Source organism: Microcoleus sp. D3_18_C2 (genome assembly GCF_036702395.1).
GTDB lineage: Bacteria > Cyanobacteriota > Cyanobacteriia > Cyanobacteriales > Microcoleaceae > Microcoleus.
Genome location: NZ_JAUBTG010000007.1, coordinates 95039 through 115810 on the forward strand (window position 1 = coordinate 95039; position 20772 = coordinate 115810).

The 20772-nt window shown below is 47.5% G+C and carries 13 protein-coding genes; 6 read left to right on the plus strand and 7 right to left on the minus strand.

Annotated features, from left to right (window positions below; genetic code table 11):
- Positions 1-93: 93 nt before the first annotated feature.
- The 4 genes from QUA88_RS07370 to QUA88_RS07385 all read left to right on the plus strand — a co-directional run bounded on the left by QUA88_RS07370 (position 94) and on the right by QUA88_RS07385 (position 3976).
- Positions 94-978 carry an ABC transporter permease gene (locus QUA88_RS07370; RefSeq protein WP_333054802.1) on the plus strand — a complete coding sequence of 295 codons (885 nt, stop codon included), beginning with the start codon at positions 94-96 and terminating at the stop codon, positions 976-978.
- Between the two features lie 169 nt (positions 979-1147).
- Positions 1148-2362 (plus strand): AAA family ATPase, encoded by a 1215-nt coding sequence (locus QUA88_RS07375; protein WP_333054803.1) that lies wholly within the window; start codon positions 1148-1150, stop codon positions 2360-2362.
- Positions 2363-2407: 45 nt separating this feature from the next.
- Entirely contained in the window at positions 2408-3013 is a 606-nt protein-coding gene (locus QUA88_RS07380) for a DUF4276 family protein (protein ID WP_333054805.1), read from the plus strand.
- Between the two features lie 798 nt (positions 3014-3811).
- Entirely contained in the window at positions 3812-3976 is a 165-nt protein-coding gene (locus tag QUA88_RS07385) for a hypothetical protein (RefSeq protein WP_333054806.1), read from the plus strand.
- A gap of 148 nt (positions 3977-4124) precedes the next feature.
- Here QUA88_RS07385 and QUA88_RS07390 read toward each other — a convergent pair whose 3' ends face one another.
- Positions 4125-4373, minus strand: a complete 249-nt coding sequence (locus QUA88_RS07390; RefSeq protein ID WP_333054807.1) for a hypothetical protein — start codon at positions 4371-4373, stop codon at positions 4125-4127.
- Between the two features lie 289 nt (positions 4374-4662).
- Here QUA88_RS07390 and rpoD point away from each other — a divergent pair, with 289 nt between their 5' ends.
- The gene (gene rpoD, locus QUA88_RS07395; RefSeq protein ID WP_333054809.1) at positions 4663-5829 is read left to right on the plus strand and encodes an RNA polymerase sigma factor RpoD; all 1167 of its coding nucleotides are present in this window, start codon (positions 4663-4665) and stop codon (positions 5827-5829) included.
- A 211-nt stretch (positions 5830-6040) separates the two neighbouring features.
- Here the strand turns inward: rpoD and QUA88_RS07400 are convergent, their stop codons facing one another.
- The 3 genes from QUA88_RS07400 to QUA88_RS07410 form a co-directional block, all read right to left on the minus strand.
- A complete protein-coding gene (locus tag QUA88_RS07400) occupies positions 6041-6193 on the minus strand; it encodes a chlorophyll A-B binding protein (RefSeq protein ID WP_333054810.1) in 153 nt (50 codons plus the stop codon).
- 125 nt (positions 6194-6318) lie between these two features.
- A complete protein-coding gene (locus QUA88_RS07405) occupies positions 6319-7806 on the minus strand; it encodes an ATP-binding cassette domain-containing protein (protein WP_333054811.1) in 1488 nt (495 codons plus the stop codon).
- 152 nt (positions 7807-7958) lie between these two features.
- Positions 7959-10511 (minus strand): DNA topoisomerase (ATP-hydrolyzing), encoded by a 2553-nt coding sequence (locus QUA88_RS07410; RefSeq protein WP_333054812.1) that lies wholly within the window; start codon positions 10509-10511, stop codon positions 7959-7961.
- Between the two features lie 2077 nt (positions 10512-12588).
- Between QUA88_RS07410 and QUA88_RS07415 the strand changes: the two genes are divergently transcribed.
- Positions 12589-12984 (plus strand): response regulator, encoded by a 396-nt coding sequence (locus tag QUA88_RS07415; protein WP_006632892.1) that lies wholly within the window; start codon positions 12589-12591, stop codon positions 12982-12984.
- 310 nt (positions 12985-13294) lie between these two features.
- Here QUA88_RS07415 and QUA88_RS07420 read toward each other — a convergent pair whose 3' ends face one another.
- The 3 genes from QUA88_RS07420 to QUA88_RS07430 all read right to left on the minus strand — a co-directional run bounded on the left by QUA88_RS07420 (position 13295) and on the right by QUA88_RS07430 (position 20750).
- The gene (locus tag QUA88_RS07420) at positions 13295-17425 is read right to left on the minus strand and encodes a DNA-directed RNA polymerase subunit beta'' (protein ID WP_333054813.1); all 4131 of its coding nucleotides are present in this window, start codon (positions 17423-17425) and stop codon (positions 13295-13297) included.
- 278 nt (positions 17426-17703) lie between these two features.
- Complete coding sequence (locus QUA88_RS07425; protein WP_333054814.1) at positions 17704-19578, minus strand: DNA-directed RNA polymerase subunit gamma; 1875 nt, start codon at positions 19576-19578, stop codon at positions 17704-17706.
- Positions 19579-19661: 83 nt separating this feature from the next.
- Positions 19662-20750, minus strand: a complete 1089-nt coding sequence (locus tag QUA88_RS07430) for an HNH endonuclease (RefSeq protein WP_333054816.1) — start codon at positions 20748-20750, stop codon at positions 19662-19664.
- Between the last annotated feature and the right edge of the window lie 22 nt (positions 20751-20772).

The following is a 20772-nucleotide window of genomic DNA, read 5'->3' on the forward strand; positions in this document are numbered from 1 at the left end:
TAAAATCTAAAATCTAAAATCGATTGACTGTTCCGGGTTTTTTCGCCTGAGTGCTACTAAAATCGAAAAGTCTTATATAGGTCGATCGTCATTATGGCTCAAAGCCGCCTCCGACTACCGCGATTTCTCAACAGTGCCTCACCGTCAAGCCTGTCAATGAAAATGATGTGGGCAGGTTTGACAATAACTGCCGTGTTTATATTGGTAGCAACCTTGTCTCCAGCTATGCAAGCTTGGGGATGGCTGCAAAATCCTACCGAGGCTTTGAGTAACCCCATCCACGAACCGCCGTCGGCGAATTATTGGTTTGGTACTAGCCGCAGTGGCTACGATGTGTTTTCGCGCACGCTGTTTGCTTCTCGCGCGGCTTGGCAAGTGGTAATTTTAGCCACTGCTTTGAGTTTGTTTATCGGTGTGCCGCTGGGTTTGGTTAGCGGTTATTTGGGTGGCAAGCTCGATCGAGTGTTGTTATTTTTAATGGATACAATTTATACTTTGCCGGGGCTGCTACTTTCTCTGACGCTAGCGTTTGTAGTGGGAAAAGGAGTTTTGAATGCTGCGATCGCCCTGAGCATTTCCTACATCCCTCAATACTACCGCGTCGTCAGGAATCACACCGTCAGCGTCAAAACCGAATTATTTGTCGAAGCCGCGCGAGCAATGGGTGCTGACACTTGGACAGTGCTTTCGCGCTACCTGTTTCTGAATGTGATTCAGAGCGTACCGGTGCTGTTTGCGCTCAACGCGGCCGATGCAATTTTAACATTAGGAGGTTTGGGATTTCTCGGATTAGGACTTCCCGAAGCAACTCCCGAATGGGGACACGACTTGCGTTTAGCTTTAGATGCGCTACCTACTGGTATTTGGTGGACAGCTTTGTTTCCCGGTTTGGCGATGACTTTAATGGTAGTGGGACTATCTTTGGTGGGGGAAGGATTAAACGAGTTTGTTAACCCTCGCCTGCGGAATCAGCAGTAATCAGTCTCGCGCTTAAATTAAGTTCACAGTCAGGACTTGAGTTTTTTCTTCTTCTCTTTTCTTCCTTCGCGCCCTAGCGCTTACGCGCGGCTTCGCCTAACGCGTCTTCGCGGTTCGTTAAAGGAGAAATTAGGAGGAAAAAAACCCAGATTATAATTGAGGAGGTGAAATGATGAAAAATATTCCCCGTATTGAATATCTCAAAGTCCAAAATTACCGTGCTTTGAACAATCTCGAACTCAAAAATCTCACCCCCTTAACAGTCTTCTTAGGCCCAAACGGTAGCGGAAAGTCAACTATTTTCGATGTTTTCGCTTTCCTATCCGAATGTTTTACCGAAAGCCTAAGAAAAGCCTGGGATAGACGGGGCAGATTTCGAGAATTACGCACCAGAGACAGCGAAGGCTGCATTATCATTGAATTAAAATATCGAGAGACATCCGCATCGCCTTTAATTACCTATCATCTCGCTATAGATGAAGAAAATAATCGTCCCTTCATTGCTGAAGAATGGTTGCATTGGCGACGCGGACAATCGGGAAAAGGAAAACCCTTTCGTTTTTTAGACTTCAAAAAAGGGGAAGGACAAGTCATTAGTGGTGAAAGTCCTGATGAAGAAGGTGAAAGGATAACCGAAAAACTAGAATCCTCTGAATTTTTAGCAGTAAATACATTAGGACAATTTGCCAAACATCCCCGTGTTAGTGCATTAAGACGTTTTATTACAGGCTGGTATTTATCATATTTAACCGCAGATCATACCCGCAGCCTTACCGAAGCAGGTGCACAGGAAAGATTGTCCGCCACGGGGGATAATTTACCAAATGTTATCCAATACCTCAAGGAACAACATCCCCAACGGTTAGAAGAAATATTAAAAACCCTTTCCGTTCGTATTCCACGCCTCGAAAAAGTCGAAGCATCAATCATGCAGGATGGCAGACTTTTGTTGGAAATTAAAGATGCTCCTTTTTCTCATCCAATTCTGGCAAAATTTGCCTCCGATGGTACCTTAAAGCTCTTAGCTTATTTGATAGTATTATTTGACCCTAATCCCCCGCAGTTAGTGGGGATAGAAGAACCAGAAAATCATTTACATCCGAGATTATTACCTCAGCTTGCAGAAGAATGTCGTTCTGCTTCTGCGAATACTCAATTAATGGTGACAACGCATTCTCCCTTTTTTGTGGATAGTTTGAAACCAGAGGAATTATGGGTATTATATCGAGATGAGAAAGGTTTTACTCAAGCAAAAAGAACCGCAGATATGCAGGGAGTAAAACAATTTATGGAACACGGTGCCTTACTGGGTTCGCTGTGGATGGAAGATTTCTTTGATGTGGGAAATCCGCTTAAAAATGCGGGTGCACCGCAAAGATTTTAACTTTAAAATTAAGAGTAGGTGAGGATTTTGCATCTTGAGTTTTTAGTGGAAGAAGCATCACTAGAATCAGCTTTAACCCAGATTTTACCCAAAATATTGCCATCGACTGTTACCTATAAAATTCATGCTTTTCGAGGGAAAACAGATTTACTGGCTAAATTGCCTAACCGTTTGAAAGGTTATCAAGCATGGCTTCCGCCTGATTGGAAAATTGTTATTTTAATAGATGAAGATCGAGAAGATTGTCTCAAATTAAAACAACAACTAGAAATAATGGCAATATCATCGGGATTAATCACTAAATCTTCCTGTCAAAAAGATAAATCATTCCAAGTCTTAAATCGAATTGTAGTTGAAGAATTAGAAGCGTGGTTTTTCGGCGATGTTGAAGCAATTCGCCAAGCTTACCCTAAAGCCTCTCCCAATTTAGCTACTCAAAAAAAATATCGAGAGCCTGATGCTATCAAAGGAGGCACCTGGGAGGCTTTAGAAAGAGTATTACGGAACGCTGGATACCATCAGGGAGGACTAGAAAAATATAAAGCCTCTAGCGAAATTTCTAAATATATGAATCCTGAATCAAATCTCTCTAAAAGCTTCAAAGTCTTTTATCAAGGTTTATTAGAAATCATCAATAGTAAGCAGGTATAATCAACTTTATAGACAATTTTCGCTCTCGTCATTGCTGAGCTAGGAGCCAGGAATGATTTAGAGATCAAACCTAGATCAGCGCTTTCTGATGACACGCTGTAAATAATAACAAAACTTTGAGCATCGCACCAACGTCCTACCGTTCCATTTCTTTAAGCGCATCCTGCAGCTTATGCCTTCTCCAACAATAGCAAGCACATCGCTAACTGGGTAAATTTTCCTTCCCTGGCGGAGTTATCATCTGCAGGTAGTTGCATCAACGTCCGCTGGGGATTTTTTTCCGTCTGCTTGAAATTATCAAGACAATTCGGGAATCCTACCTAAAATTGATGGAAGGAGTTTATTGAATCTTCACACTGTCACAATGTATTTAAAGGAATCGTGAAGTTATACTTCCGGGAGATGTCGAATTGTATTGTTTGTGAGACAGTGCGATCGCGTAAGTGCGAACCGAAAGCCAAAAATTTTAGAGAAGTCCACAGCCGAGAGTTGCGCGGCGGGTTAACTCTCAGTAGAATTTATCCGGGTGGTTTTTGCCACGGACGCGACAAACTCGTGTCGAACTGCTTAAATAAGAATGTGACGTTAAGAACTTAATGTGATTTAACGTCAAAATTAAAGCCAATTTCTGAGATTTGAGCTAACTTAACAATGAAAGCCCCTGTTGCACTACTCAACCCGCAACGCTTCATAGGGGGTCAGAGTCGGTCTCTAATCCAGAGTGGCCGGCTTAAAACTAAAGCTACGAGCTTTATTCAATCGCAGATTGCGTATGATTCAATTCAGGGAAACAGGGTAATGATGGGTGTATCTACACGGATGGTATTGGTTCCAATTTGGGCAACTCAAAAATTGTCTGCTAACTGTCTGGCCAACTACGCCGCAGCCGTTCACCCAGATATACGCAGAAAACAGCGCCGTTCGATCGTGCCAAAGTTTTTGCGGGCCGTTCTCAGGATTTAGCAGAGCTGGACATGAGTTAGTATTGTCAAGCTAAGCTGACAGAGTTTTCCTAGTTCTTGACAAACAATGGAAAACAACTTCCATTTTTTGTGAGAAAGGCTACAATCGGGAAGGTCTTGGCAAGATCCGATTCTCCCCTTTTGGTGCTTCAACCCTCTGCTGTTGCATTTGAGGCAGCAGACCGACATCCAAGGTGGCGAAAATTTGCCGTGCAACTGTCATGTCTGACAACCAGAGTGAAAGCAAGGCGAATCAAAAGTTCGATACCTCCAATACAAAAGTTAGAGGGTTCCGTGCGGGAAAACTTGTACGGGTAAAAGCTCGAAGTACCGAGTAAAAAAGCCAGTATTTTTGGAAGTGCGATCGATCGCACTTCATGGTTTGCTTCTGTGGGCAAGGTATCGCAGGTGATGTGGTAACTCGTTCCGAAAGAAAAAGCCGCTAGCTCAATTCAAGGTCGCGATGTTAAAATTTGCGATCGATTGAATGCGCTGCCTGCTTCAAACCAGAACTCGAACCGTGACTCATAAAACAGGTGCAGTTTCGGTAACAGATTCAGCTAGCAAACCGAAAATCCCACTATTTTTTCCTGCGGGAATGTCAATACTGGCTAACTTGTCTAAACTACAAACAGACACTATTCCACTGTTATTTATTCTTTAATTCAGGAGCATGAGGAAGACGGCATGATCCAGGCTAACACCGTACTCGCAACCACAATTACACCGGAAATGGAAACACTCGAGTTGCTTCGGGGCGCCGAAAGCGTTCTACCTGAGAGCGAGTTGGAACTCTTTATCGACGAAGAAGACGATCGAGAAGAATTCTTAGACTCTCAATCTGAGGACGACACTAAAGCTGGCAAAGGCGCCAAAGCCCGCCGTCGGGCACAGGCAAAGAAAAAGCATTATACTGAAGACTCTATTCGTCTTTACCTGCAAGAAATCGGTCGGATTCGACTGCTGCGAGCTGACGAAGAGATTGAACTAGCGCGCAAGATTGCAGATTTGCTGGAATTAGAGCGAGTTCGAGAACAACTGCTCGAAGAGTATAACCGCGAACCCAAAGACAGCGAATGGGCGAATGCTGTAGATATGGCACTTCCTGCATTCCGTCACCGACTTCACGTCGGCCGTCGGGCCAAGGAAAAAATGGTGCAATCAAACCTGCGTTTGGTGGTGTCGATCGCCAAAAAATACATGAATCGCGGTTTGTCTTTCCAAGATTTGATTCAGGAAGGCTCTTTGGGTCTGATCCGGGCCGCTGAAAAATTCGATCACGAAAAAGGCTACAAGTTTTCTACCTACGCAACTTGGTGGATACGTCAGGCTATCACCCGAGCAATTGCCGACCAATCGCGCACTATCCGCCTACCTGTTCACCTTTACGAAACCATTTCGCGGATCAAGAAAACTACTAAACTCCTGTCTCAGGAAATGGGTCGCAAGCCTACGGAAGAAGAAATTGCTACCCGCATGGAAATGACGATCGAGAAGTTGCGGTTCATTGCTAAGTCCGCACAATTGCCAATCTCTCTAGAAACTCCGATCGGCAAAGAGGAAGACTCACGTCTGGGAGACTTTATTGAATCTGACGGGGAAACACCAGAAGATCAAGTCTCCAAAAACCTGCTCAGGGAAGACTTGGAAAGCGTTTTGGATACTCTCAGCCCCCGCGAACGGGATGTACTGCGGCTGCGTTACGGCTTAGATGACGGACGGATGAAGACCTTGGAGGAAATTGGTCAAATCTTTAACGTCACCCGCGAGCGGATTCGCCAAATCGAGGCTAAAGCTTTGCGGAAGTTGCGCCATCCCAACCGGAACAGCATCTTGAAAGAATATATCCGCTAGAGTAATTTGCTAGCATCACCCGAAAGAGTGATTATCACTCTTTTGGGGGGGGGAACCCCCCGACCCGGTTTGAGCTATAGCTGTTAAATTTTGTGCTGCTAACTGCCGGGAGCAATTGCCTATTTGTGGCCCAAATCGCGCTGTCAAAATTTTGGGAGTCCGTAACGGAACTCCCAAGCTTTGCATTGTCAAAAAAGTCTTAACTAGAAAATTACATCACGCCCCAAAAGTGAAGCAGACCTTGACCGGAAACCAATTCGATGATGACAGCGACAGAGAAACCAATCATCGCCAAACGACCGTTCCAATTTTCGGCGCCTTCGGTGAAGCCCCAGTTCCAAGCATTGCGTTTTTGTTCTTGCATAGTGCGAACTCCCTTCGTTAACTTTTGTAAGGCTTATGTAAATAAATATAACATTCCTTGATAAAAATGCAAGCTTGTGATTGGTGATATCGGTCACAACGGTCGATCGACCTTGAGGATTTTGCCTAACTAGGAAAAATAGCCAACTCGGTATCAGGGTCGAACAAGTGAATCTTGTCATGGGCGATAGCCAACCAAAGCTCTTCGCCAACTCGGATCGATCGCTCAGGAGGAACCCGCACTTGCATCCTCACCGCCGGAGCATCCGTCAAACAAACCCCCAAATAAGTTTCGTGTCCCAAAGCCTCTACAATTTCCACTTGTACCGAAAGATTTTTGGTAGCCGGAGGGTTAATGCTCAGATGTTCCGGCCGAATGCCCAAAATCAGCCTTCGCCCGTCATATTGTTGTAGACTTTTTGCCCAAATATCGGGTAAAGTAAAGCGAAATTGCGGGTGAGAAATCAACAGCGGAGCACTAAATTCCACAGACAAAAAATTCATCGGCGGAGAACCGATAAACTCAGCCACAAACAGATTAGCCGGCTTGTTGTAAAGCTCTAGAGGTTGAGCTACTTGCTGAATCTGGCCGACCTTCATAATAGCAATGCGATCGCCCATAGTCATCGCCTCAGTTTGGTCGTGAGTTACATAAATAGTTGTAGTTCCCAACTGTCGCTGCAACTGCACAATTTGCGATCTCGTTTGGGCCCTCAATTTTGCATCCAGATTCGATAGCGGTTCGTCCATCAAAAAAACTTCAGGATTCCTAGCCATCGCCCTACCCAAAGCTACCCGCTGCTTTTGCCCTCCCGAAAGTTGTTTCGGCAAGCGATTTAAAAGAGATTCTATTTGCAATAATTCAGCTACCTCCCGCACTCGTTTCCCTACAGCCTTTTCCCGTTCCGACAAATAGCGCAAACCTGGAGGCAACTTGCGAGTAGCTCCTACCAAAAAATCCTCCCATAAAGCATATATTCGCTCGTTGTTTAAAGTATTAGAAGCTAAATAATTAATAAGCTCTTTTACCTGATTCCTGATTTTTTCTGCCTTCTCCCTGCTTCCTTTTTCTTTTTCTGTCTCTTCTCCCTTCTCTCTGCTCCCTTCTAGCTGCTTCCTTCTAGCTGCTCCCTTTTCCCTTGTTCCTTGTTCCTTGTTCCTTCTATCAGTTACATCCGTTACATCCGTTACAGAATCCGTTGCCGAACTTCCTTCTTCCTTCTCCCTTTCCGAGCGGCGCAATCCAAAGGCGAGATTATCGTAAACTGTTAAGTGAGGATAGAGAGCATAATTTTGAAATACCATAGCGATATCTCGGTCTTTAGGAGGCAAATCGTTAAGGAGTCGATCGCCAACCCAAATATTGCCGGCCGTCAAAACTTCCAAACCGGCGATCGATCGCAGCAAAGTGCTTTTTCCGCAGCCAGAAGGGCCCACCAGCACCATGAACTCCCCGTCTTCGACCGTCAGGTTAATGCGCCGCAAAACGCTGTTAGACGCAGGGCGCTCGGCTAGATGCGAGACACTTTCTGCGACGGTGTTTGCTTCTTTTTCCTGTTCTCCTTGGCGGAGAGGAAAGCTTTTGTAGATATTTTCTAATACAACTTGCGCCATTAAACAATTTTAGATTTTAGATTTTAGATTTTAGATTGGGGAATTGGAGGCAGAGCCTCCGAGTATGTATTCCCAGGCATAGCCTGGGAACAAGGCTTAAGAAGTCCTGCAAGAAGAATAATTCCCCATTACCAATGACCCATGACTAATGACTACTGACTGCTGATAACTTTGATAATTTTTTCACCTGGATTCAGGTCAAAAACTCGATCGCCCGCAGCATCTTTCCCCCAAAAAGCTATAGCATCAATAGTCGATCGCAGCAGGCGGCCAGAATTAGTAAAAAGTTTGACATCCGTACCCGGAACAGCCTGCAGCAAGCCAACTAAAGCATCTTTAGGCTCTGAGAAGCGAAAAGCTTGAGTGCCAATTTCGCCCCGGTTAGTAAGTCTGACAGAACCTGCCGGCATTCGTTTTGCCCAACCCAACTCGGAAAATAGCACCAGACTGTCGTTCGGGTCGAGAGTGATGCAGCCCACCAACTGTTCCTGCTTCCGCAACCTGGTTACTTGAGAACCCTGGGCCGCGCGGCCCATTGGCGGCAGTTGTTCATCATCAATCTCAAACCGGAGGACTCGGCCTCCTGAAGTTGCGATCGCCACTTGCTCGCCGACTTTAGCCAGACTCGCACAGCGCAGCCGATCGTCCTCCTTGAGTTTAACAACAGTAACGCCACGATTAGTCAAATCAGCAAATTCCTGCATCGCCAAGCGCTTAATTTTTCCTTGCTGAGTCAGAGTTACTAAATCCGCCGCCTCCGAATTTTCCGGCAAAATAAAGTGTGCAACTGTGATTTCCGACAAAGCGCGATCGGCACTGTCTTTAGTAGCACTCGGCGACAACAAACTAACGATCGGCCTTCCCCGGTCTTTGGCGCTACTACTAGGAATATCCGCCACTTTCAGCGGGTAAGCTTTGCCGTTAGGAGTTAAGACGACCAAAGTGCGATCGGTTTTCGTCAGATTTGCCGTCACAATAAAATCTTCATTTTTTTCTAAAGCTGAAACCGATTTTTCGCGACTTTTCGAGCGTGGCTTTTCCCCAGCAGGCAAGCGTCGCACGTACTGCTTGTGCGAAAATTCAACAATAGTTTCCTCTGGCTCTAGAACGGGCAATAAGTTCGGCTGAATCGTTGCCGGCGACAACTGCTTCACCCCAGAATTTTTCTTACCAGCAAATTGTGATTCGGCGTTTGCTGCGCGTGCAGTTCCATTGGCGAATTTAGTGCGGCGGGGGTCAGCGTACTTGCGTTTGAGCGATCGAAATTCCTTCTTTAAAGCCTTCAAAAGCTCGCGCCTGTCGCTCAACAACCGCTGCAATTCTTGAATATTAGCCATCAACTCATCAAACTCAGACTGCAAATTTTGCCTTTCCAAACCAGTCAGCCTACGCATCGGCATCGCCAAAATCGCATCAGCTTGACTTTCGCTCAAATTTAGGCGAACTTGGAAAGTTTGCTTAGCAGTAGAGCCGTCAGGAGAATTTCTGAGAATGTCGATCGCTGTATCGAGATTTGTCAAAGCCAACATTAAGCCTTCGACAATGTGACACCGGCGTTCCGCAGCCTGCAACTCGTAATTGTAGCGGCGGGTAAGAGTCACTTCCCGGAAATCCAGAAATTCCTGCAACAATTGTCTCAGCGTCAACTGTCGCGGTTGACCGTTGACAATTGCCAGCAAAATCGCCCCAAAATTTGTTTGCAGGTCAGTTTGTTGGTAAAGGCGAGCGAGAACCGCTTCTGGAGTAAATTCCCGCTTGAGTTCAATCACCACTCGAATCCCTTCGCGATCGCTCTCGTCACGCAAATCAGAAATACCGTCGAGGCGGCCAGCATTAACCAACTCCGCCACCTTTTCAATCCAAGCCGCCTTATTTACCTGAAACGGAAACTCCGTCACCACGATCGCCGTTTTAGTACGCACCTTGCGATTACCAGGCACCTCTTCCACTCCGGCCACACCCCTGACCGCAATGCTGCCTCGACCCTTAGTGTAGGCGTCAACAATGCCCTCTGTAGCGACGATTTCCCCCCCGGTTGGAAAATCCGGGCCTGGAATCAGTTCTATCAACTTCTCATCGGATAGTTCCGGGTTTTCAATCAAAGCAATTAAACCGTCTACCACCTCCCCCAAATTGTGCGGCGGGATATTAGTTGCCATCCCCACAGCAATGCCCGTACAGCCGTTGAGTAACAGAAACGGCAACTGAGCAGGCAGCGCCGTCGGTTCCTGCTGGGAATTGTCAAAATTACCAGTAAAATCAACAGTTGCATCGCCGACTTGGGTTAGCATAGCTTCGTGGGCGATCGGTGCCAGCCTCGTTTCCGTATACCGCATAGCAGCCGCCGGATCATTGTCCACCGAACCGAAATTGCCGTGACCCGCCAGTAAAGGATAGCGGCTCGAAAACTCCTGAACCATGCGTACCAGAGCGTCGTAAACCGATTGGTCGCCGTGGGGGTGATATTTTCCCAAAACATCTCCAACTACCCGGGCACACTTACGGTAAGGTCGGTCTGGCGTCAGACCGAGTTCGTGCATCGCATATAAAATTCGACGGTGAACTGGTTTTAAACCGTCGCGGACATCAGGCAAAGCTCGCCCGACGATCACACTCATGGCATATTCGAGGTACGATTGCTGCATCTCGGCGTGCAGAGGCGTAGAAATTACTTGCCCGGAAAGTAGGTTGAGTTGTTTAGCCATGAGTCCTTGTGTCCGTTAATTCCTGAGTGAAAACAGCCTCTGTCAATAATGCCGAGGTTTCCTGTCTCGATTGAAAAGCCTTTGCCCCAGACGAACCGAAAGTTCGACCAAAGCGGCCAGTTGAAGAATAAAAATAAACTTAACTTGTGAAAGCAGAATCAGAGTCCCGAAGACGGGCAACACTTGCCTCTTACTCTCCACTCTTACCCTAACCTCTATGTTGCCTTCATTTGCGCCTACCTGTCTATTTACCTTCTGCCGTGAGAAGGTTGATTCACAGGAGTACACGGAAGGCCATAAACTCAGAACCTAGTGAGGCTTTAGCTCTTCCTAGGAAAGCGTCAATCGATTGCGCGATTTTAGATTTTAGATTAAAGAATTGAAGCATTGACTTGCGCGAGATAAATTCGGGGGCTCCTTGATCGGATACAGGTTTTTTATTTCTGGACGGATGAATCACGTGGCGGGTATCCTCGATGCTTTCGGTCACGAGGGACTTGAGTCCCCGTCAATCTATGATAGAATTTAATTGCAATTAGGAATAACCATCTACACGAAGAAATATTCTCTTCAGGAGAAACCCCAGATTGAGCTCGTCTCGGTACAGCCGTAGCGTGGATCAAGCAGCAATGGTAGACGATCGAGCTTACCTACCGTATTTTGGAAGCGTGATGGACTCCGAAAGTATTAAAAAAGAAAAGTAAGCAGAATTGGAATATCTCTGGGACTGGTACTTGTTCCGATCGTGTAGAGGCGACTGGACTGTCAGTAACCCCGGTCTAAAGACACGGGGCTTGCAAGAGAAATCTGGCAAGCCGTACTGACCAGACTAAGGCTTAATTGCCTACGTTTTGAGAGTCACGACACCCTGTGGATGCGTAGCTAGTCCCCTGCTCTGTCCGAAGCAATTAAACAGTTCTAAGGTAACAGGAACAGTGTTGCAGGTCTAACAAGCTCTCGAAACATTGTCGAAGCTAACATTACCCCATTCATGGGAGGTACAACCCGTGCAAAATACTATGCGTACAGGATTGGAAGATTGGAAGCGGTAATTGTCCCGTTGAAAGTGCAATACAAAAGTACACTCCCGTTAACCAATCCCAAGGCGGTAGTAAATCAAAAATATAAAGCCGTGCTAGAAGCACGGGGTTTCTACCCATTTTTTCTGATGAGTGAACTCCCATTTTTGGGCTTATTCAACCATAGAGCGTGGTCGTGACTCGCTGAGAGTGTCAAAAATGCCATATTAATATAATTCATCAGTCAAAAGCTCTCCTGGCGCTATCTCCTAGTCTGACATCCACTAGATGAACGGAAGCGTCGATATTTTCAGCCGTTTTGAGGGGTTAAAACTGAGAATTAAAAATCTCCAACAATCCCCGCTAGATTCGCTACTTTGAATGCGGTGGCGACGGGAGTATGTGAATAAACATGGCTTGATTCTAATCAGGAAGAAGGAAAATAATTATCACACATTCCCGAATCTAATACCAGTTCAAAAAATAGTGAAACTGTATATCCGTGATCCAAACTGATATCCAGTCAATCAGTTCCCATCTAAAATCTAAAATCTAAAATCTAAAATCTAAAATCTAAAATCTAAAATCTAAAATCTAAAATCTAAAATCTAAAATGGTAGAAGCTGGAGGCTTGACCGAAAGAGAGGGTACTATAAGTGCAGGACTCACGGGTAGTCACAAACCGGGTTTTTTCATAGCAATAGTTCGTTATAGCCCGCCAAAACTAGCAAAAACCTGGTTGCGAGGCGTCGTCCATGCGTCCAGGATTGTACTAGAAACCTGCTACCTGAGAATCTTGAGACTGTCACCAGTAGCAGGTCTAGTTATAAAAAAGAACTAAACTGTCTGTGTATAGTAGTCTAAATGATGGTACTGGATGCTTCTAGGCATCTGTAAACCCTCTGACAGCTAGTGGCTCAAGGATATACATACGGGTTTTGCAGGGTTCCCGGCTGATGGCGCTAAAAACTCTGCATTTTTGACGGGGAATGTAGTCCCCGTGTCGTGTTCCTCTTTGGACTAAAGTCACAAAGTTTCTATACTTCCCATATTTATTTATGAAAACCGTTCTGATTGTAGAGGACGATTTGGTTAATGCTCGGGTTTTTTCCAAAATTCTGACTAAGCGGGGGGGCTTAGCCGTGAAACACACGGAAAATGTTGAAGAGGTGATGCAGATTGCTGCCAACGGCGAAGCTGATTTGATTTTAATGGATGTGTCTCTTTCCCGCAGCGTGTACCAGGGCAAATCTGTTGACGGCATTAAGATTACTCAACTGCTCAAAGCTGACCCGCAAACAGCCTCGCTGCCGATTATTTTGGTGACTGCTCACGCGATGGCTGGTGATAAAGAAACATTTCTAGATCAAAGCGGTGCCGACGGTTACATCTCTAAGCCTGTGGTAGACCATCAAGAGTTTGTGAATCAAATCAAGGCTTTGCTACCTGATTGAGTGAACCATACATGAAAAAGGAATAAGAAGGAAAAAGGAAAAAGGAAGAAGGAAGAAAGAATTGTTTGTTTAAACCAACAAACAATTAAAACTCTCTTATTTACAAAGTTTGTTTAAACTCTGAATCTTTCTTCTTCCTTCTTCCTTTGGATGTCTCATCGCACAATGCTATGAGTTCGGACTGTTAATTAGTGAGGATAATTTGAGATTTTTCAAGTCATGAAATCGAAGTGTGCGGCGCCCGTGGAACCAAATTATCCTCAGCGATCGCAACACCATTCACTCACTTCATGCAGCCTCAAAACTGCGATTAATCCTCATCCTCATCAAAATCAAAACCAATATCATCCTCATCATCAACATCCGAGCCCAAAGCATCATCCTCAGTCTCAGCGACAAAATCGTCCTCATCAACCTCAACTTCCTCAAAATCCTCATCAGGCTCAAGATCGGACGGACGCCCAATCTCATAACCGCTCTCGATCGTATAAGCACGACGCGCAGTGCGATCGTCAAGCACCACATCCTCCTGCAAATCGTGGATATCGTCATCAAAAACAGCACCATCAAAACCCGCATCCTGCACCCCAGCATCCTCATAGGCATTGAACCCAGTACCCGCAGGAATCAGGCGGCCGATAATCACATTTTCCTTCAGGCCCCGCAGCCAGTCGGATTTACCCTCGATCGCAGCCTCAGTCAACACCCGCGTAGTCTCCTGGAACGAAGCAGCGGAAATAAAGCTATCAGTATTCAGCGAAGCCTTAGTAATCCCCAGCAACACCGGAGTATAATCCGCCGGTGCTCCACCAGTAATTGACATCGCCTCATTCACCTGCTCAACCTGCCGCAACTCCACCAACTCGCCGGGGAGCATGGTAGTATCGCCACCATCCTCCATCCTGACTTTGTTGGTCATCTGGCGGACGATTACCTCGATGTGCTTGTCGGAAATATCCACGCCCTGAGACTGATAAACCGACTGCACCTCATTCACCAAAAACGTCTGCACCTGTTGGAAACTCTCCAAAGCCGCCTCAAAAGTAGACTGCCGCTCCTTAAGCACGTGGAAGAACACCTCCAGAATTTCGTGGGGGTTAGCAGGCCCATCGGTCAAAGCTTCGGCGACGCCTACGCGCTGTCCGTCGGAAACGATCGGGTTTTGACCGGGCAACAAAGGATACTCCTCAATCCGGCCATCATCCTCAATCACCGCAAGTTCCACAACGTCGTCATCCGTAACCACGCGAGCCGTCCCCGGCCGCTTGGCTAAAATACAGGCTTCCTTGGGCTTCCGTCCTTCCAGAAGTTCCTCAATCCGTGGCAAACCTTGGATGATATCCCCAGTCTTTGCCCGCTCAAACACCAGAATCACCAAGTTGTCACCCCGCTGCACCAAGTCGCCGTCGTCTACGTGCAGCACGGCACCGGCGGAAACTCGGTAAGGACGAGCTATTCTGAGCAAGAGTTTGGCCGGTTCTGTCTCTGAGGCAGGGACAACCTTCACAACTTGGCCGGATTCTTCGAGAACGACGCCTGGAGCTATTTCGGTACCAGCTACCAGCAGTTGACCCGGACTTACATCCGGCGTGCTGGCGACAGAGATGGAAATAGAATCCGCATCTCGCATCACCAACAGTCGGCGCACTGGTTCGCCCTGGCCCTCACGGATGCCCCGCACGATACCCGCTTCTTTGCAGAGAATCTCTGTGCGGGCGACTACTGCCCCGGGCGCGATCGACTGCCCATCCTCCACCAACAGCCGCGTGTGAGTGCTGCCCTGAGTCGGATCAGCAGACACATCCCGCCGAATTACTAGCGATTCCAAAATGACTAGCTGCAAGCGGAAAGTCTTGGAAACTCGATCGCCCCCATCAGCCACAGCCATGGCCAACTCTTGCGACGCACTAACGTCTTCAGGCGAACCCCAAGCCGGGCCCGAACCGTCGGCTCCAAAAGCCATAGCATCGTCCTCATCCGGCAGCAGCTCGATATCCGCCGCCAGTTGCGGAGCTCCCGAACCAATTTCCAAAATAAGCTGAGTCCGCAGCAGTTCCAATCCCTCGACAGATTTGACGCGCTCCCCATCCTTATAAGGGAGTCGCTGCACTGCTTTCAAAGAGATCGACTCATTCAGCGCCGTCTGAGAAGGCACTGGTGGCTTATCCGGCACCGGGAACTCCACCACCGGCCGCAGCAGCAAAGCGGGGCCTTCGGGAGTTTCGATATACTCCGCATAGCCCAACTCTTCGGCAATCAAGCCTGGGGAAATCTCTTGACCGGCATTGACGATTTGACCTTCCCCGAAAGTTAGCGGCGGGCGGTCAACTACATGGAGTGTGCCCGGCTTGATCACAATTTCCCGGAGGATGTCATTTTTCTGAGTGATTTCCACTGCCCCGCTGGTTTGGCAGAAAATATCCTTAACGACTTCTGTACCGGCCTCTACGTACTGGCCATCTTCCACCAGCAGTAGAGAAATATCCTTATTGACCTCGTGGCACTCTTCCGGTATCCAGAGCAGAGTCCCCCCCTTCACGACTTCGTAGCCAAGTTTAGCTTTGCCGCGCTTGTGGACTTCGACTCCGCCGTACTTGACGATGCCTCCTGTAGCTGTGCGGTAGCTGTCGTCGAGCAGTTCGGCGACGACTTCTCCGTTGATGACTTTGCTTCCTGGGGCTGTCTTGAGGGAAAACCGCTGTTTGGAAGATGTTTCGATCGTGTAGTGGTCGCGGCCGCCTGCACTTTCGGCCCGCACGACTGCTTGGTCGAGCAGGACTTGGGCGGTGATAATTTCGATTTCTCTGGGGTCAGCGATGCGGACTACGCCACCGTGTTCGGAGACGAGTTTAGTTTCGGCAATCACGCTTTCTGCTGGAATGCGATCGCCATTTTTCACTGCTGGTTCGGCGCCGGGGGGTAAGTTGTAGACTTCTCCTGAGAGAATCCAAATCAGCCCGCCTTTGCTGGCTGTGCGGGTTGTGTTCCCTTGGCGGTCGGTTTTTTCTTCTGGCACCAAATCAGCAAATTTGGCTTCTCCGGCTAAGTCGGAAGCTACGTCTGTAGTCACTTTTTCCGTAGTTTTGCGGGCGGCGCGACCGACGATCGGCACTTCTGCCAAAACTTGACCGGGAATGGCGCGCTGTCCGTCTTTGACCATCAGAGTAGAACCCTGGACGATCGCCAATTCGATTTTCAGTTTTTGATTTTTGGCACCGGATTTTCCTTCTTCAAATCCGTCGCCTTCAAATACGAGTTTGCCGTTGTTTTCGGCTACCAGTGCTTCTTCGCCGTGTCTGGTGCGGAAGGAGCGAGTACGCAGGTTCTTGAATTTCACTACGCCGGGGAAGGGGGCGCGTTCTTGTTTGGCGACTTCTCCGGTGAATACGCCGCCGGTGTGGAAGGTACGCATGGTGAGCTGGGTTCCCGGTTCCCCGATCGACTGAGCCGCAATAATCCCGATCGCTTCTCCCATGTCCACCATTTTCAAGTGGGCTAGACTCCAGCCATAGCAGTGCTGACAAACCGATCTGGTTGATTCACAAGTCAGGGGCGATCGTAAATACACTTCTGCCACCCCAGCTTTACCAATTTCTGTGGCCAACTCATCGGTAATTGGCTGATTTCGGACGGCTTTTTCGCTGCCGTAAGTCACGATTTCCCCGGTTTTGGGGTGCACCGCATCCCTCGCCAACACGCGCCCTAGCAGCCTGTCCTTGAGGGGAATCAGCACTGTTGCTCCGTCCGTCATCGGCCGGACTCGAATTCCCCGCTGGGTGCCGCAGTCTACTTCGCGCACAATTACATCCTGGGACACATCCACCAAACGGCGAGTAAGATAGCCAGAGTCTGCTGTCCGCAAGGCTGTATCTACCAAGCCTTTGCGCGCGCCGTAGGAAGAAATAATGTATTCGGTGACGGTGAGTCCTTCGCGGAAGTTGGTTTTAATTGGCAAGTCAATAATTTCCCCCTGCGGGTCTGCCATCAATCCGCGCATTCCGACTAGCTGCCGCACTTGAGAAATGTTTCCCCGCGCCCCGGAGAAGGCCATCATGTAGACGGAGTTTAGGGGGTCTGTGGCTCGGAAGTTTTTGACTACTTCGTCTTTGAGGTCTTCTGAGGTGCTGTTCCAGGTGTCGATTACTTTTTGGAACCGTTCGACTTCGGTGATTTCGCCTCTGGTGTATTTTTGTTCGGTGATGCGGATTTCTTCTTCGGCTGCATCTAGGAGCGATCGTTTTGATGGCGGCACCTGCAAGTCATCTACGCTAATCGAAACTCCGGCCCGTGTCGCAAAGCGGAAACCCAAGTCTTTGAGTTTATCTGCCATTTGCGCTGTACGGGCCGTTCCGTAGTGCATGAAAGACCAAGAGATTAATTTTTTGAGCTGACCTTTGTCAACAACTCGATTGCGAAAAACAATTTCCTTATTTTCTGTCATTTTTCTGAGTAGTAGTAGTAGTAGTAGTAGTAATTGGTAATTGGAGTATTGACGCAGGAGGCTCTCTTGCTGCGAGGCAGAGGGCAGTAGTAAGTAGGTTGGGTTGAGGAACGAAACCCAACATTTCACCCACCCAACATTTCACCCACCCAACATTAACCCAACCGTATTGATTAGTAATTAGTAAGCAGTAATGGGTAAATTTCCTAACTTAAATCACCATTATTTATTAGCGATTACTTATTAGTAATTACCCACCACCCCTTACCCATTACCTCCTAATTATTTATCACCGACTCAATAGTTTGGTGATAAATAATCCGGCCCGGAGTAGTGCGAATGAACTGATTGAGCACCTTGCCGTCTCCGTCTTCCCGAACTCGGCGGAACTTGTATTCTTTCGTCACGATACCGTCGGTAGAGCGTTCTACCTTCAGTGGTTCTCCTTCAGGTTCTATGTTTTCGATAGCGCCTTGAAACCTCACCCACACATAGGAGTGCAAGTCAACGACTCCTTGTTCGTAAGCTACAACCGCGTCGGTAAGGTTGGAGAAATAGTGACCGGCTCCTTTTTGAGCGTCAGGATTTTCGGCTGTTAAGTAATAGCAACCGAGCACCATATCTTGAGAAGGAGTAACGATCGGTCTTCCGGTTGCCGGCGACATGATGTTGTTAGAAGCCAGCATCAGCAAGCGCGCTTCCGCCTGAGATTCCAAAGACAAAGGCACGTGCACGGCCATTTGGTCGCCGTCAAAGTCAGCGTTAAAAGCCGGACAGACTAGCGGGTGAAGCTGAATTGCCCTCCCGTCCACCAAAATCGGCTCAAAGGCTTGAATCCCCAAACGGTGGAGGGTCGGCGCCCGGTTTAGCATGACCGGGTGTCCTTCAATCACCTCCTGAAGCACGTCCCAAACGCTGGGATCGTTGCGCTGGATCAGTTTTTTGGCAGCTTTGATGTTGTTGACCAATCCTTGGCGGATCAAGCGGTGGATGACGAAAGGCTGGAAAAGTTCGATCGCCATTTCCCTCGGCAAACCGCACTGATGAATCTTCAGTTTCGGCCCCACCACAATCACCGAACGCCCGGAGTAATCAACTCGTTTCCCGAGCAAGTTTTGCCGGAAGCGCCCTTGTTTCCCTTCAATGATGTCCGACAGCGACTTCAGCGGGCGGTTGTTTGCGCCCACCACAGTCCGGCCCCGGCGACCGTTGTCAATCAGCGCATCCACAGCTTCTTGTAGCATCCGCTTTTCGTTGCGGATGATAATCTCCGGCGCCAGAATTTCTTGCAGTCTCGCCAAGCGGTTATTGCGGTTGATGACTCTCCGATAAAGGTCGTTGAGGTCGCTGGTTGCAAAACGCCCGCCGTCTAACTGCACCATCGGCCGCAAGTCCGGGGGAATCACCGGAATCACATTGAGCACCATCCAATCGGGTTGAGATCCCGTAGCGATGAAGTTGTCAATAACCCGCAAGCGTTTAATTAACTTCGCCCGTTTTTGACCTTTAGCATTAGCAATATCTTCCCGCAACTTTTCCGCTTCACTTTCTAGCGGAATATTTTGCAGCAAAACTTGCAAAGCTTCAGCACCAATCCCTACTTCTACACCTGTGAGTGTGGAATCTTCGCTGTAAAGTTCGTCTTCTATTTCCAGCCAAGCATCTTCTGTAAGCAATTGCTTGTATTGCAGCTTCTCTGCATTACCTGCATTGAGGACAACGTAGGCATTGAAATACACGATTTGTTCGACATCTCGCAGCGGCATATCTAACAGAATTGCCATGTAACTCGGAATGCCTTTGAGATACCAAACGTGAGCGACTGGAGCTGCTAATTTGATAAAGCCCATGCGATGGCGGCGGACGCGAGATTCAGTGACTTCAACACCGCATCTTTCGCAAACAATGCCTCTATGGCGAACTCGTTTGTACTTCCCACAATGACATTCCCAATCTTTGGCAGGCCCAAAAATGCGCTCGCAAAACAAGCCATCCATTTCAGGTTTTAATGTCCTATAATTAATTGTTTCGGGTTTTGTCACCTCGCCGGTTATCTGACCGTTGGGTAAAGTTCTCTCTCCCCACTGTCGAATTCTTTCTGGTGAAGCTAACCCTATCTTGACGTAATCAAAGCGTTGTTCTATCTTAGCCATTTTGACTCCAATTGATGATTTACAGTCGATTATTTGTGGTAATTTATCTTTTTTGTTTGCTTGTTTTGCGGCTTAAATCAATTTTATTCTCCTCTATATGTGACATTCCTTTTGATATCAGAAATGACATTTCTGGACACCTCAAATTCCTGAGCAATTTTAGCAATGGATTCTCCGGCTTGAATTCGTTCTCTGATTTCAAGAGCTTGAGCAAAAGTAAATTTGCGATCGAGATGTCCACCCATGCGAGGAAGTGGAACCTGTTGACCTGCTTCTTTCCAAGTGACGTGATATTTAATATCGTGTATGGTTTTGCGGCCGACACTGTATTCCTGTGCTACATCCTTCATCCTCTCTCCTGCTGCTAGCTTTTGTCGAATTTCTCGCACCTTTTCCCAATCTAATTTGGCATTGGAAAGAGGATGACTTTTGCCTTGAGTGCGTCCTTTCTTAGAAGCATCTAACAAATTTTGAGTGCGAGTACCAGCCCAAAGGTGTTCTGGATTGATGCAACTGGGATTGTCGCAGGTATGACAAGCATCCATCGAAGTCGGAAGTTCATATCCTAATTTCTCGGCTAAAACAGCACGGGTAACTGATTTTAATTTCCCATTTTTCCAGTATCTGCCATAACCTTGACCATCCTTTCCACCTGAGAAAATGATGCAGCCGCTGTCTTGAATTTCTCCTAAAAAATTGGGTGAAACTGTAGTGAAGTTATCGGGAATATTTGTCTGAAGTATCTTAATAATAGTTTCATGTTGTACTCCATACTCTTTTGCTAGGTGGTTCTTGATGGTTCCAGATAAATATTTAGTCTGAATTTCCCGTAGTTGTGCGATCGACAATATGCCAATACCGGGAATACTTTTGCGTCTGGGAGTTTTGCGATCGCGCCCCATCATCTGCCCGGTATTTTCAGCCGCAGTTCCCGCTACGAGATGTGCTGGGTTGATGCAGCTTCGATTGTCGCAGGTGTGGCAAGCAAAATAACCGGAACCAAGGAATCCTGCTATTTTTGATTCGAGGACTAATCGGTGGACTAATACCGTTTTGCCATCGAGCCACTTGCGCCCGTAACCGTTGCCAAACTTGCTCCCTTGCCAGTTAATACAGCCTGTCGCCCGGTCAAATTCTCCTTCTATTCCTGGGACAACTGTTACAATAGTCATGTCAGCGTCTCTCCTCTTAAGA